Annotated in this window: 12 protein-coding genes; 4 read left to right on the top strand and 8 right to left on the bottom strand. The window is 69.3% G+C overall.

From position 1 onward, the window contains the following. From VN461_20640 to sthA, 3 genes are all read right to left on the bottom strand, one after another. Complete coding sequence (locus VN461_20640; protein HXB57184.1) at window positions 1-1,551, bottom strand: Ig-like domain-containing protein; 1,551 nt, start codon at window positions 1,549-1,551, stop codon at window positions 1-3. 16 nt (window positions 1,552-1,567) lie between these two features. Next, complete coding sequence (locus VN461_20635; GenBank protein HXB57183.1) at window positions 1,568-1,792, bottom strand: hypothetical protein; 225 nt, start codon at window positions 1,790-1,792, stop codon at window positions 1,568-1,570. Window positions 1,793-1,997: 205 nt separating this feature from the next. Next, a complete protein-coding gene (gene sthA, locus VN461_20630) occupies window positions 1,998-3,422 on the bottom strand; it encodes a Si-specific NAD(P)(+) transhydrogenase (protein HXB57182.1) in 1,425 nt (474 codons plus the stop codon). Here sthA and VN461_20625 point away from each other — a divergent pair. The 4 genes from VN461_20625 to VN461_20610 all read left to right on the top strand — a co-directional run bounded on the left by VN461_20625 (window position 3,421) and on the right by VN461_20610 (window position 8,544). Then, entirely contained in the window at window positions 3,421-4,248 is an 828-nt protein-coding gene (locus VN461_20625) for a BON domain-containing protein (protein HXB57181.1), read from the top strand. The two genes, sthA and VN461_20625, sit on opposite strands and share 2 nt — an antisense overlap. A 49-nt stretch (window positions 4,249-4,297) precedes the next feature. Continuing rightward, on the top strand, window positions 4,298-5,977 hold the full coding sequence (locus VN461_20620; GenBank protein HXB57180.1) for an OmpA family protein: 1,680 nt from the start codon (window positions 4,298-4,300) through the stop codon (window positions 5,975-5,977). A 111-nt stretch (window positions 5,978-6,088) separates the two neighbouring features. Next, entirely contained in the window at window positions 6,089-8,026 is a 1,938-nt protein-coding gene (locus VN461_20615; GenBank protein HXB57179.1) for a hypothetical protein, read from the top strand. Window positions 8,027-8,178: 152 nt separating this feature from the next. Next, entirely contained in the window at window positions 8,179-8,544 is a 366-nt protein-coding gene (locus VN461_20610; protein ID HXB57178.1) for a hypothetical protein, read from the top strand. A gap of 73 nt (window positions 8,545-8,617) precedes the next feature. On the opposite strand, the gene rseP is transcribed toward VN461_20610, so the two are convergent. The 5 genes from rseP to truA are packed head-to-tail and all read right to left on the bottom strand — an operon-like array spanning window position 8,618 to window position 13,604. Then, window positions 8,618-9,940, bottom strand: a complete 1,323-nt coding sequence (gene rseP / locus VN461_20605; protein HXB57177.1) for an RIP metalloprotease RseP — start codon at window positions 9,938-9,940, stop codon at window positions 8,618-8,620. A gap of 16 nt (window positions 9,941-9,956) precedes the next feature. Next, complete coding sequence (locus tag VN461_20600; protein HXB57176.1) at window positions 9,957-11,132, bottom strand: 1-deoxy-D-xylulose-5-phosphate reductoisomerase; 1,176 nt, start codon at window positions 11,130-11,132, stop codon at window positions 9,957-9,959. 44 nt (window positions 11,133-11,176) lie between these two features. Then, complete coding sequence (locus VN461_20595) at window positions 11,177-11,998, bottom strand: phosphatidate cytidylyltransferase (protein ID HXB57175.1); 822 nt, start codon at window positions 11,996-11,998, stop codon at window positions 11,177-11,179. Between the two features lie 25 nt (window positions 11,999-12,023). Next, window positions 12,024-12,806, bottom strand: a complete 783-nt coding sequence (locus VN461_20590; protein HXB57174.1) for an isoprenyl transferase — start codon at window positions 12,804-12,806, stop codon at window positions 12,024-12,026. A gap of 24 nt (window positions 12,807-12,830) precedes the next feature. Then, window positions 12,831-13,604 carry a tRNA pseudouridine(38-40) synthase TruA gene (gene truA, locus VN461_20585; GenBank protein HXB57173.1) on the bottom strand — a complete coding sequence of 258 codons (774 nt, stop codon included), beginning with the start codon at window positions 13,602-13,604 and terminating at the stop codon, window positions 12,831-12,833. Between the last annotated feature and the right edge of the window lie 13 nt (window positions 13,605-13,617).

The raw sequence follows: 13,617 nt of genomic DNA, 5'->3' as shown, positions 1-13,617 counted from the left end.
CTAGCGGTCGTCTTCCGTCCGGAAGGAGAAGACGACTCGCTCTCCGGGGCGGCCACTCAGGCGGAACACCACCGTGTCCGGGGTCGCGAGCACCACCTCGCCCGCCACTACCCGCAGGCTGCCCGCCTTGAGCCCCAGGCCGCTCAAGTCGAAGCGCCACGTCCCCCCCCGCCCGGGGGCGTTCACGAGCACCGCCTCCACGCGGTTGGAACCCGGGCGCCCGGGGGCCGTGATCCTCGAAGGGCCCGCGCTGGGGAAGAAGGCGTCCGTCCCGTTCAGTACCACCTGACCGTGTCCGCCCGGGACGGCCAGGTCGCTGATCCAGCCCGCCCCTGGGGGCGGCGGGGTCGAGGAGAAGCACAGGGGGAGGCCGAGGAGGGTTATGGTCACCGGGGAGGAAGTGGCCACGAGGCCGCAGTTGTCGGTCGCCACGGCGGTGAGGGAGAAGGAGTCCAAGAGGGCCGCCTGGCAGAGGGAGAACAGGGTGGCGCGGTACGGCGCGGAGGTGCTCCTCCCGAAGAAGACGGCGGAGTGGCCCGACTCCTGGTAGTAGAAGTCGACCTTGGCGATGCCGAACGCGTCGGAGGCGCTGGCGCTCACAGTGACGGGGAGGGGCAGAAAGAGGCCGCCCGTGGGGGACGTGATCGTGACCTGAGGCGGCGTCGTGTCGCCCGCACAGGGGTTGAGGGTGGTGGTGGTCGTGCTGGGCAGTGTGGTGGTGGTGGTGCCCGGCACCGTCGTGGTCGTCGTACCGGGCAACGTCGTGGTGGTCGGGCCCGGCAGGGTCGTGGTGGTCGGGCCCGGCAGGGTCGTGGTGGTGGGACCCGGCAGGGTCGTGGTGGGAGTCCCGGGCACCGTGGTCGTGGGTGCGCCGGGGATGGTGGACGTCGAGGTTCCCGGAGTCGTGGTCGAGGGCCCGGCCAGGCTGCTCGGCGGCGACCCGGCCGTGGACGTGGTCGGCGGGGGTTGAGAGGTCGGCGCCCCCCCTCCCCCGCTCCCGCCCCCGATCGCCGAGATGCCCCCCACGACCGCCGCCCCCCCGCCCACGACCCCGAGTAGGACCCCGGTTGGGAGGCCGCCCACGGCACCGACCGCCGAGAAGCCGGGCGGGATCGCGGCCCCGCCCGCGGCTGGAGTTGCCACCACCGACGCATCTTGCAAAAAGGGGGCGAGCGGGCCTTTGCGGCAGCTGGCCTCGTCCGGCACCACCTCCGCCACGTATTCGCCCGTTTGCGTTTCCGCAAAGGCCATGTCCACGGCCGCGATGTAGTAGCTGAATCGCCGGAGATCGCGCTTGGGCTTGGGAAGGAGGCCGCGATAACAGGGCATGTCCGAGGTGAGGGTGACGTAGTACCAGTTCGGGGTGCCCTCGCCGCGGAAGTAGACACGGGCTCGCGCCACGCGCGAGCGCGGTGCGATGCAGGCGGAAAGCTTCGGGTACTTCCCGGCCACCACGCAGCCGAGTCCGTCGTGATCGATGACGAGACCCTGGCCCGCCGCCGACGACGCGAGGCCCAGAAGGAGCAGGATTATGAGACCGGCGGGCCTCATGCCAGGGGGTCTGAGCTTAAGGCCGGGGCTTGGATGCCTCACGGGGCAACAGCCAGTAGCGGCCGCCTCCGAGGTCGGCAATCACGTCGTCGATCCGGAAGCGGGGGAGCAAGGAGAGCGGACTCGACGCCGAGCGGTCCGACCGACCGGGCAGTGCTTCCCACGCCTCTTGGGTTCCCTCGGGCCGGCAAGCCACGGCAGCTCCTTGGCCGATCGAAAGGTAGACTCGCTTGCGTGCCATGTGAACTTCCTCCGTGTCGAGACGACCACCGTGGTCGCCGCCCTGCCCCCGAGAGTCGCAAGACCCGTGCCGGAGCAGCGCCGGAGGGATCACCCGTAAAGTGTTGTCCCCCAAGGCTCGAGCTGGGGGTGCCCGGAGGCTGAGTGCCGGCCGTCCGAAAAACGGCGTCCGGTCGCCATTTCTCGGCGGCCGGCGGTGGGACAGCTTAGCCTCCCACCGTCTCTCCCCCTTCCCGCTGTCGCGCCAGGTTTCCCAGCCCGTCGTAAGCCGCATACTTGAAGGCCTCGCCCAAAGTCGGATAGTTGTAGACGATCTGGATGAAGTCGTCCAGGGTCCCGTGGAAGTAGAGGCAGCTCTGGCCGACGTGGACGAGCTCCGAGGCCATCTCCCCCAGAATGTGGACCCCGAGGAGCTTGAGGTCGACGGGGGAAAAGATCAGCTTCACCAGGCCCGACATGTCGCCGATGATCTGCCCCCGGCTGTTGTTCGGATAGTGGGCCCGGCCCACGCCGTAGGCGATCCCTTTTTCCCGGCACGACTCCTCGGTCTCCCCGACGGCAGCTATCTCGGGGATGGTGTAGACGGCCATGGGCAAGAGGCTGGAGACCCGCGACTTGTACTTCAAATCGAAGGCATGACACATGGCCACCCGGGCCTGCTCCATGGAGGTAGAGGCCAGGGCAGGAAACCCGATCACATCCCCCGCGGCGTAGACATGGGGGACGCTGGTCTGGTAATGCTCGTTGACCTTCAGGTGCCCCCGGGGTCCGGCGGTCAGGCCCACCCGTTCCAGACCGAGCTCGGTGGTCGCCCCCATGCGCCCGGTCGCGAACAGCACCCGCTCCACCTCCAGCTCCTCGCCGTTCTTCAGGCGGAGAAGAACCTGGGGCCGATCGAGCCGGACCTCCTCCAGGCTCTGGCCCAGGACCACGCGGAGGCCCAGCAACTCCATCTGCAGGCGTAGCCGGTCCCCGATCTCGGCGTCCAGGAACGGCAGCAGACGCTCCGTCCCCCCTACGAGGGTGACCGAAATGCCCATGGCCCGGAACATCGTGGCGTATTCGCACCCGATCACGCCCGCGCCGATGACGGCCAGCGAGGTCGGGATCCGGTCCATGTGCAGGATGGAGTCGCTGTCGTAGAGGCGGAGGGGGTCCCGGGGGATCCCGTCCGGCCAGTTGGGCGTGGAGCCGGTCGCGATCAGGATGACGGGAGCGCTCAGCAGGCGGTCCGGCTGGCCTTGGACCCGCGCCCTCACCGTGTGGGGATCGTCGAAGGATGCGGCCCCGCGCACGACCTCGATGCGGTGTCGCTCGATGTTGGCCCCGATCAAGGCGCGCAGGGTCCGAACCACCTCCTCCTCCCGGTGCATGAAATCACGGACTCCGATGTCCTCTTTTATCGAGTAATCGACGCCATAGAGACCCCGCTGGCTGAGCCCGGAGAAGTAGAGGGCGGTTTCGCGCAGGGTCTTGCTGGGAACGGTTCCGGTGTTCACTCCCGCTCCGCCCAGGTGAGGATCCTTCTCCACGAGGGCGACTCTCTTGCCGAAATAGGCGGCTTGGGCGGCGCCCTTTTCCCCGGCTGGGCCCGAGCCGAGCACGACGAGGTCGAATGTGTCTGGAGACATGGCGCTAGAATCTACCCCGGAGGGGGCTTTGCTCAAGCGCCTTTTCGCACTGATCGTGCTCTTGGCCCTCGTGGGGGCCGCCCTTCACTACTATTGGGGTCTGCCCTCCGGTGACAAGGGCCGCCTGGGCGTGCTGGGCCATCGGCTCCAAGACGCCAAGGTCACTGCTTCGGTCCGGGCCGCCCTGGCCCTAAACCGCAACCTCAAGCCCTACTCCATCGACGTCGCCACGGAGAGCGGGGTGGTCACGCTTCGGGGGCAGGTTCCGGCTCAGGACCTGGGCGAGCTGGCGGCCCGGGTCGTGGGAGCGGTTCCGGATGTGGTTCAGGTTGTAAACCACCTCCAGGTGGCCGCGGGACCCGCCGCCGCCTCCGGTCCCGAGGCGCGCACCATCGGCGAGAGCCTGGACGACCGGTCACTCGAGGTGGAGGTCCGATTCGCGCTCTCCCTCCGGCGGGAGCTGGGGGGAACCGATATCAACGTGAGCGTCTTCCGGCGCCAGGTCACCCTCAGCGGGGAGGTGGCCGGATTGGCCCAACGCGACGTCGCCCTGGAGGCCGCCCGGGCCGTGCCGGGCGTGGCCGGGGTGACGGACAACATCAGGGTCCGCGGGGAGGCCACGCCGAGGGGCCGGGCGGGTGCCGAGAGCGCGATCCGGGCCAACCCCAACCTGGCCCCCTATGGTCTGAAGGTGGCGGAAGAGAAGGGCAAGCTCGTTCTCCGGGGCCAGGTCCGAACGGGGGCGGAGAAGGACCTGGCGGGCCTTCTGGCCCGCCAAGGGGCAGGTGGTCCAGTTGAAAACGCTTTGCAGATCATGTTGAGATAGGTTTAGACTTACCTTCTGCTTTCGCCAGGCATCGCTAAGGAGGGTCTTCATGAGCGGACGCTGGACGGCCTTGGCACTGGGTGGCTTTTTGGTCCTGACGGGAACCTCTTGGGCTGATGGAACTTCCGGTGACGCAGCCGATAAGAAGGACGGGGCCGCCTGCACGGTCAAAAAGGAGGAGGTCAAGACCTGGACAATGACGGTGGACGGGCAGGAGTGGGAGGTGCGTCCGGCCACTCCCAGCTACGAGGGTGACACCGGGCTCTTCCATCTGTCCTCGGCCTATACCCTCCCCAAGGGAAAGGCCTCCGTCAGCGTGTTCCGTCAGGTCCTGAATCGGGACCCCAAGGACATCAACTTTGCGATCTTCGGGCTCTCCCTCGCCTACGGAGCGACCGATCGGCTGGAGCTCTTCGGGGACGTAGGCATTCAGAACCGGGTCGACGCCGACGCCCTCTTCCAGCCCGGGTTCTACAACGACCTCCCAGGGGTCACCACTCCCTGGCAGAGCGGCTTCGGAGACGTGAAGCTCGGAGGGAAGTTCAAGTTCCTGGACGACTACCGCGGGGAAGGCGTGGGCCTCGCCCTGAAGGCGGCGGTTAAATTCGGAACCGCTGACGAAACCCTGGGGTTGGGCACAGGCAAGACCTCGTTCGCTGCCGACCTGATCCTCTCCAAGAGCCTCGACCACCACGCTGACCTGCACGGCTCGCTGGGGTACGAATTTAACAGCAGCCCCGACGCGGTCAAGATCGGCAACGCGTTCAAGTGGGGGGTGGGCCTGAACTTCCCCTCCTGCTCCAAGATCCAGCTCCAGGCCGAGGTCACGGGGAGGTCCTACAGCAGCGCCGACTCCGCCCAAACGAACCCCGTCGACGTCGTGATCGGACCCGTGTTCTTCATCAAGCCCGGCTTCTTCATCCGCCCCGCTCTCTCCTGGAACGCCAACTTCAACGACCGCGGCTCGAACCAGGGCTTCAAGAGCTACTCGGACTACGAGGTGTCGATCGGCTACCACCCTGGCACCCGCTGCTGCCAGGTTTACGTGCCGCCGCCGCCCCCGCCGCCGCCCACCAACCGAAACCCCACCGTCAACTGCGAGATCGAGAAATCGCAGATTCTGCCCGGAGAGACGGTGCGCTGCCGGGCCGTGGCCTCGGATCCCGACGGCGACCCCCTCACCTACTCCTGGACGGCCAGTTCGGGAAGAGTCACGGGCACGGGCACGGAGGCGGTCTTCGACAGCGCCGGCGTGCCCCCGGGCACAACGGTCTCGGTCACGGTCAGCGTCTCCGACGGCCGGGGTGGTACCGCGCAGTCGGTCTGCAGCGTCCGCGTCCAGGCCCCCGAGAAGCCCCGGCCGGAGCCCGTCACCTGCACGTCCGGGGGCTTCCCCCGCAACCTGGCCCGTTTGAACAACGTGGACAAGGCCTGCCTGGACGATGTGGCCTCCAAGCTCAAGCAGGATCCGCGCAGCCGAGTAATCATCGTTGGCCACGCGGACAGCAACGAGCGTTACCCGGAGGTGATCGGCCGCAAGCGTGCCGAGGCGGTGAAGAGTTACCTCGTCAAGGAGCGCGGCATCGAGGAGGCCCGCATCACGGCCAAGAGCGCAGGGGCCAGCAAGCCCCTCGACACCGGAACCTCCGCCGCCGCCCGGGCCAAGAACCGGCGCGTGGACGTGATCTTCGTGCCCGAGGGGGCGACTCCTCCGGAGGATGACGACTAGAGGAGCCACCGTCCGCCTCGACCGGGGTGCGGCCTTAGGGCCGCACCCCTTTTGTTTTCCCGCGGCGGCGACGCCCCCGTACTGCGGCTTTTCGATTAAACTCGGAGCGACATGTCCGCTCCAGAAGCGCCGCGGCTGGCCATCCTCCTCGTCGCGCTCCTGGCCGCCCCTCCTTTCGCCCGCGCCCAGAGCTGGATGGCGGTGGGGCTCCCCGGGGGAGACGTCCGGGCCCTGGCCGTGGATCCGCGTGACCCCCGGGTCGTCTACCTGGGCACCGCGGACGGGATCCTGTACCGCTCCGGCGACGGGGGGGCGAGCTGGCGGCGCGCGCAGCCGGGCTTCCCCCTGCGCGGGATGAGCCTCGACCAGATCGTGGTGGACGCCGCTGGCACCATCCTCGTCGGATACTGGGAGGTGACGGGCCCCGGGGGGGGTATAGCCCGCAGCAGTGACGACGGTCGCACGTTCACGATCCTCCCTGAGATCGGCGGGCAATCGGTGCGAGCCTTAGCGGTCGCCGCCTCCGACCCCCGCGTGCTGGTCGCGGGAACGCTCACCGGCGTCTTTCGCTCCGGCGACGGCGGCTCGTCCTGGCAACGCATCAGCGCAGCCGGAGATCCCGAGATCAAGAACATCAATTCCCTGGCCGTGGACCCGGCCGACCCCCAGGTGATCTATGCCGGGACCTGGCACTTGGCCTGGAAGACCAGGGACGGGGGCCAGGTCTGGAGGCCGATCCACCTGGGGATGATCAACGACTCCGACGTGATGACCTTGACCTTCGACCATCGCTCGCCGAGCACGGTCTATGCCACGGCTTGCACCGGGATTTACCGCTCCCCTGACGCTGGGGGCCACTGGGCAAAGGTCCCTGGGATCCCGGCCAGCGCGCGGCGGACGCGCAGCTTCGCCCAGGATCCCGCTCGCCCCGACGTGGTCTACGCGGGCACCACGGAAGGGCTGTGGGCGAGCGAGGACGGCATGGCCACCTGGCGTCTGCTGACCCCAAGAGAGCTGGTGGTGAACGCGGTACTGGTGCTCCCGGGGGGCGGGTTGCTGGTGGGCGCGGACGGAGCGGGCGTACTCCGCAGCCCGGATGGGGGAGCGACCTGGGCCTCTTCCAACGAGGGGTTCTTCGCCCGGTTCGTGTCGCGGGTCATCTTCGACCCCGCTCAGGGCCGCATCCTGGCCGGGGTCTTGGACGACCGCCAGGCCGGGGGGGTCCTTTCCGCCGCGAGACCGTCCGGACCGTGGTCGAAGCTGGGGGGTGGGCTGGAAGGACGCCAGATCCTCGCCCTGGCCCTAGCCGGGACCGAGGTCCTGGCGGGAACCGACGACGGCCTCTACTTCTCCATGTCTCACTGCGGGCTCTGGCGCCCGCTCAGAGTGGCGGTGGACGGGATCGACCTGCATCCGCGGGTGACCGAGGTGGTTGCCCTCTCCGACCGCACGTTTTTGGCCGCCTCGTCGCAGGGCCTCCTGCGCAGCACGGATGAAGGCGAGCACTGGGAGCGCCACCGTCTCGGCCTGGGCCTGGCGGTTCTGGCCGTGGCCGCATCCGTCCCCCGACCGACCGTGGTCCTGGCCGCCACCCCTCTGGGGTTCTTCCGGAGCCTGGATGGGGGAGCCTCGTGGACCCAGATCTCTGCGAGCGTGGGCGAGGCCAATGTCCACGGCCTCGCCTTCCTGCCCGGCAACGATCACGTGGTCTTCGCCACCACCCCCCGCGGCCTGCTCCGCTCCCCGGACCAGGGCCAAACCTGGCTCCGGCGCGGCGGGGGGCTGCCTCTCCTGGACATTACCGGCCTCGCCCTCCACCCGGACGGCCGGACTGCCTACGCCAGCGACTTCACGCGGGGCGGGATCTATCGGAGCGAGGACGGGGGCGAGACCTGGCAGGCCTTCAGCACGGAGGGGCTGCTCTCCGATCGCGTGTGGGCCTTGGCCGTGGACCCCGCCGCGCCGGACCGCCTCCTGGCCGCCGCCCGCAGCGGGGGGCTGCACGAGTGGCGCGCCCTGGAGGCGGCAAACGCGGCCGGCTCGCGCTGATGCCACGGGGTGAGCGGGATCACCGCCGGGGGGCGCGGGCTGTACTTGACTGGTAGTTGGTCGCCCGAACGGAATCGCTCCCGCGGCCGGCCGTCGGGCAGACGGCAGGGGCTGTTTCGGTCTCACGGAGTGAACTCATTAGGAGCGCTGCCATGACACTTTCCGCGATCGTTCTCGCCGCCGTGCTCTCTCCCGCCGCGCAAGCACCCCCGCCCGCACCCAAGCCTGCGGTCAAGAGCGCCGACCTTCCCGCGCCCGCGAGCGGACCCACCCAGGGCTTCATCGACGCTGGCCTCGCCGCCTTCCGGAAGCAACACTTCGCGCAGGCGGAGACCGAGTTCAGCAAAGCCGAGGAGTCCGACCCTCAGAGCGCGGCCGCCGCCTTCTACCTGGGCTATGCGATTTACAAGCGCCACGAGCACCGTCGCAACGCCCCCGAAAAACAAAAGGCGCTGGAGCTGTTCTCGAAAGCCTTCTCCATCGAGCCCGGTTTCAGGCCGGTCTGGGGCAGCAAGTAGCCGGAGGCCAGGAAGCGGCGGCGGCGTGCGGGGAGGGGCGGAGCCGTGAGCGCTGCTCACGGCTGCCCGCCGTCTAGGGCAGGAACCTCCCGAGCAGGGCCGTCTTGCTGAGGTCCGAGTAGAGCACGAGGCCGATGAGCAAGAAGATCACGAGCGCGCCCGCGTTCATGATCCAGGTCTTCACGGTGACGCTGAAGTCCCGCCGCAGGAGTCCCTCGGAGGCGAGAATGGCCAAATGGCCGCCGTCCAGAGGGGCAAGCGGGAACAGGTTGAGAATTCCGACCTGAAGGCTGATCACCGCCACCAGAAAGAGCAGGGACCCCGGCCCTCCCCTCGCCGCATCGCCCGAAGCCTTGGCGATCCCCAGCGGACCCATCATGGTCTTGGGCGAGATCTGGGCGGTCACCAGCCGACCCATGACGTCGAACGTCTGCCGGGTCATTTCCCAGCTCCACCGCACCGCCTCCCGAACCGCGGACAGGGGGCCGAACTTACGGACCACGGTCTTGGGGCCGATGCCGATGCGGGGGCCCGATCCCTCGTCCCGGGGCGTGATGGTGAACTGCAGGATCTGGCCCTCGCGCCAGATTTCGATGGCTAGGGGCTTGCCCGGGGAGGCGCCCACCAGGGGCGGGATCTCGGAGAACGACCGGATGGGCTTGTCTCCGATCTTCAGGATGGCGTCCTCCGGTCGGAGGCCCGCCCCCTCCGCGGGCTGGCCCTTGAGCACCTGCCCGATGCGTACGAGGGGATGGGCCCCGATGCTGCCCACCTTCGTCTCCGCCTCCGTGGTCGAGCGCACCGTCACCTCGCGCTCCTCGGAGCCCCGCCGTACCCGCAACACGAGCGCGCGCTCGGGGCGGAGCAGGATGTGATACTGGGCCTCCTCCCAGGTGGCCTGGGGTTGACCGTCGATGGCCAGGATCTCGTCGCCGGGCAAGAGCCCGGCCGCGGCCGCCGGCGAACCCGCCTCCACCGCCCCCAGGATCGGGCGGTCGAAGCGGCTGGCCTCCACCGCGAACCCGATCATGTAGAAAGTGCTGAGCACGCCCACGGTCAGGACCGCGTTCATGGTGGGCCCGGCCAAGTAGACGAGGAAGCGCTGCCAACGGGGCCGACTCGTGAAGTCGCGGCCATCGCCGAGCGCCCGAGTGTCCTCGCTGAGGTGGTCTTCGGGCTCGCCCTCGAGCTTCACGTAGCCCCCGAGGGGGACGAGCGAGAGGCGGCAGTCGGTGTCGCCCCACTTGAAGCCAAGGAGGCGGCGACCGAAGCCGAAGGAGAAGATGAAGACCCGCATGCCGAAGGCCTTGGCCGTGATGAGGTGGCCGAACTCGTGCACGAAGATGATGATGCCGAGCACGAGCACGAAGGCGAGGGTGGTGTTGAGGATTTCCATGGCGTGGGCTCGAGGACTAGGAAATTACCCGGGCGGCGTCGCGCCGGCTCAGGGCCTCGCGCGCTCGATCCCGGGCCCAGGCGTCCGCCTCCAGAACGTCGGAAAGGTCGTTCACGGGCTCCGGGGGGTGGGCTTCCAGAACCTCCTGGATGGAGTCGGGGATGGAGGTGAAAGGGATCCGCCCGTCGAGAAAGGCCGCCACCGCCACTTCGTTAGCGGCGTTCAGGACCGCACAAGCGGAGCCGCCCGCGGCCAGCGCCTTGTAGGCGAGGCCCAGGCAAGGGAAGCGATCGCAATCGGGCCGGTCGAAGTCGAGGCGCCGGGCCTTTGTGAAATCGAGGCCGGGTATGGCCGCCTCCCACCGCTCGGGGTAGGACAGAGCGTACTGAATGGGGAGCCGCATGTCGGTGACACCCAGCTGGGCCAGGATCGTCCCGTCCACGAACTCGGCCAGGGAGTGCACGACGGACTGGGGGTGGATGAGAACCTCCACCCGCTCCGCCGGCACCCCGAAGAGCCAGTGAGCTTCGATGACCTCGAGGCCCTTGTTCATGAGGGTGGCGGAGTCGATGGTGATCTTTCGGCCCATGGACCAGGTCGGGTGTTGCAGGGCCTCCGCGGGGGTGATGCGGTCGAAGGTCTCGCGGGGGCGGTCGCGGAAGGGGCCCCCGGAAGCGGTCAGAATGAGACGGCGCACCTCCTCCGGCCGCCGCCCCTCCAGGCATTGGTGGAGCGCGCAGTGCTCGCTATCGATGGGCAGGAGCCGGCCCCCCCGGGCCCGGGACAGGGCCAGCATCAGCTCCCCCGCGATCACCAGGGTCTCCTTGTTGGCCAGGGCCACGTCCTTGCCCGCTTCCAGCGCGCGGTACGTGGGCAGGAGTCCCACCGCGCCTACCGCCGACGCGACCACGGTTTGGGCTTCGGGATGGGTGGCCACCTCGACCATTCCCCCCTCCCCCACCCCGACCCGGGTCCCGTCCAGGGCCACCAGCCGCCCCAGGGCCTCACTCGCGCTGGCACTGGCCACGGAGACGACCCGCGGCCGGTAGCGCGCTACCTGCTCGGCCAACCGTTCCACGTTGCTCCCCGCGGCCAGGCCCACCACCCGGAAGCGGCCGGGAAAGGCATCCACGACCCGGAGCACGTTGGTGCCCACCGACCCCGTGCTTCCGAGAATGCTCAGGCCCTTCATGGGAGAGTTGCCCTCAAGCGGAAACGGCCCCAGGTAGGGGCCGTTCAGCGAACGTACAGAAAGTAATAGTATAGGACCGGCGCCCCGAAGAGCAAGCTGTCCAGCCGATCCAGCATGCCCCCGTGGCCGGGGAAGAGCGTCCCCGAGTCCTTCACCCCCGCCCACCGCTTCAGCAAGCTCTCGTTCAGGTCCCCCAGGACCCCCATCGCCGACACCCCCAAGCCCAGGGCCACCGCGTGGAAGATCGGGAGTCGGGGCAGGCCGAGCGCCCGCACCGCGAGCGCCCCCAGGACGCCGCCGAGGAGGCCCGCCGCCGCCCCCTCCACGGTCTTGGCGGGCGAGAGGAGGGGAGCCAGCCGGTGCCGGCCCATGGCGTGCCCCCCGAAGAAGGCCAGGGTGTCCGAGGCCATGATGACGACCAGCAGCAATACGATCCGCCAGGCCCCCTCCCCCAAAGGCTCCAGGACCCGTAGGGCCGCGATCGTGCCGCCAAGCCCGCCCAGATAGACCGCCCCCAGGAGGGTGCCCCCCGCGGCGGGGACGGTCTGTGCGAGATCCCGGCCGGGGAGGAGGGCAAAGGCGAGCAGGAGCAGGGCGGCCAGGGGCCAGAGCGGAGCCCCCACCCCGCCGGGCCGAGCCACCTCTAGGAACAAGACCGCAGTCAAGAGCAGTCCGGGCCCGCGCAGGGGGGGGAGGCCGCGCCCCTCCAGGAACCGGAAGAACTCGAGGGCGCCCAAGAGCACGGCCGCGGCCACGATGGAAACGCCCAGCAGGGGCGGCCCCAGGAGGAAGGCGGCCAAGAGGAGGGGCAGGACAAGCAGGGCGGTCCCGATGCGCCGGACCAGGTTCGCGGCGAAAACCGTCATGCCACAGCGGCCCCGGGCGCGGGGATCAAGCGGGGACGATCCCGCCGTACCGCCGTTCGCGCTTCTGGTAGTCGGCGACGGCTTGGAGGAGGTGCCGCCGCCGGAAGTCGGGCCAGAGCACGTCCGTGACCCATATCTCTGCGTAGGCGATCTGCCAAAGGAGAAAATTCGAGATGCGCATCTCCCCGCTCGTGCGAATCAGGAGGTCGGGGTCGGGTTGGCCGGCGGTGTAAAGGTAGGAAGAAAGCATGGCTTCGTCGATGCGCCGGGGGTCGCGCCCGTTGGCGAGGACGTCCACCAGCAGCCGCTGCACCGCGTCCGTGATCTCGGCCCGGCCCCCGTAGTTGAGCGCGATGTTGAAGAGGAGACCGGTCCGCTCCCGCGTCTCCTCAATCCCCCGTTTCAACTCCTCCTGCACGTCCGTAGGGAGGTCCTCCATTCGCCCGATGACTTGAAAACGAATGTTGTTCCGCAGCAGGGTGTTCAGCTCCATCCTCAGGTAGCGCTTGAGGAGCCCCATGAGGGTGGAGACCTCGGTCTTGGGACGCTTCCAGTTCTCCACCGAGAACGCGTAGAGGGTGAGGACCTGGAGTCCGAGGCGGGCCGAGGTCTCGACCACGTCCCGCACGGAGGCGATTCCCGCCCGGTGCCCCTCCACTCGTCGTTTCCGACGGAGCTTCGCCCAGCGGCCATTGCCATCCATGATGATGGCCACATGCCGGGGCAGGCGGGCGAAGTCGATTGACCGGAGGAGCGCCCGCTCCTCGGAGCCAGAAGGAACCACGTCCAGGAGATCCACCAGGGACATTTGGCTGTAGACCCGTTGGGGCCCCTATCTTAGCACCCCGCCCCCGGGCTCCGGATATTCCACCCGGACCAGGGTGAGGCCGCAGGCGGGAGCGGGGGCCGGCCAGGCCCGCCGGTCGCAAGCGAGGAGAGCCCGCGCCAGGTCGTCCACGGAGGCGGCCCCGCGACCCACCGCCACTAGGCCCCCGACCAGGCCGCGCACCATGCGGCGCAGAAAGCCGTCCGCCTCGACCACGTACGTGAGGGTGCCCTCCTCCCAGCCCGCCTCGGAGCGGGTCACGGTGCGGACGGTCGTCCGCACCGATCCCCCGGCGGAGGCGAGGGAGGCGAAGTCGCGCTCCCCGAGGTAGAGCGCGGCCGCCGCCTCCACGGGGGCCCGGTCGAGGTGGAAGGGGACGTGGCCGGCGAAGCGCCGGCGGGTGGGGAGCTGCACGGGGCCGGTGTCGAGCACGTAGCGATACTGCTTGGAGCGGGCGCTCCTCCGGGCGTGGAAACCTTCGGGGGCGGGGGCCGCTTCGAGCACCCGGACGTCGGGGGGGAGGAGACCGTTGAGCGCGCGCAGGAGGTCGGGGGAGGCCATCCCGCGGGGAAGCTCGAAGGATGCGACCTGGCCCAGGGCATGGACGCCGGTGTCGGTGCGACCGGCGGCCACCACCGCTACCCGGCCCCCCCCCGCCAACTGGGCCAGGGCGTGCTCGAGGACCCCCTGCACGGTGCGGACGGTGCCCCCCCGAGCCTGCAGCTGCCAGCCCTCGAAATCGGTGCCGTCGTAGGCGAGGGTGATCCGGTAGAGGGGCATGGCCACCGGTCGG

This window comes from Vicinamibacteria bacterium, assembly GCA_035570235.1.
Taxonomy (GTDB): Bacteria; Acidobacteriota; Vicinamibacteria; order Fen-336; family Fen-336; genus DATMML01.
This window is presented reverse-complemented; position numbering and strand designations above follow the sequence as displayed.

What these genes read in the sequence shown, in the direction of transcription:
- VN461_20620 (HXB57180.1), top strand. Translation starts at nt 4,298, where the DNA reads ATGAGCGGACGCTGGACGGCCTTGGCACTGGGTGGCTTTTTGGTCCTG.
- VN461_20600 (HXB57176.1), bottom strand. Translation starts at nt 11,132, where the DNA reads ATGAAGGGCCTGAGCATTCTCGGAAGCACGGGGTCGGTGGGCACCAAC.
- VN461_20625 (HXB57181.1), top strand. Translation starts at nt 3,421, where the DNA reads ATGGCGCTAGAATCTACCCCGGAGGGGGCTTTGCTCAAGCGCCTTTTC.
- VN461_20610 (HXB57178.1), top strand. Translation starts at nt 8,179, where the DNA reads ATGACACTTTCCGCGATCGTTCTCGCCGCCGTGCTCTCTCCCGCCGCG.
- sthA (HXB57182.1), bottom strand. Translation starts at nt 3,422, where the DNA reads ATGTCTCCAGACACATTCGACCTCGTCGTGCTCGGCTCGGGCCCAGCC.
- truA (HXB57173.1), bottom strand. Translation starts at nt 13,604, where the DNA reads ATGCCCCTCTACCGGATCACCCTCGCCTACGACGGCACCGATTTCGAG.
- VN461_20615 (HXB57179.1), top strand. Translation starts at nt 6,089, where the DNA reads ATGTCCGCTCCAGAAGCGCCGCGGCTGGCCATCCTCCTCGTCGCGCTC.
- VN461_20590 (HXB57174.1), bottom strand. Translation starts at nt 12,806, where the DNA reads ATGTCCCTGGTGGATCTCCTGGACGTGGTTCCTTCTGGCTCCGAGGAG.
- VN461_20635 (HXB57183.1), bottom strand. Translation starts at nt 1,792, where the DNA reads ATGGCACGCAAGCGAGTCTACCTTTCGATCGGCCAAGGAGCTGCCGTG.
- rseP (HXB57177.1), bottom strand. Translation starts at nt 9,940, where the DNA reads ATGGAAATCCTCAACACCACCCTCGCCTTCGTGCTCGTGCTCGGCATC.
- VN461_20640 (HXB57184.1), bottom strand. Translation starts at nt 1,551, where the DNA reads ATGAGGCCCGCCGGTCTCATAATCCTGCTCCTTCTGGGCCTCGCGTCG.
- VN461_20595 (HXB57175.1), bottom strand. Translation starts at nt 11,998, where the DNA reads ATGACGGTTTTCGCCGCGAACCTGGTCCGGCGCATCGGGACCGCCCTG.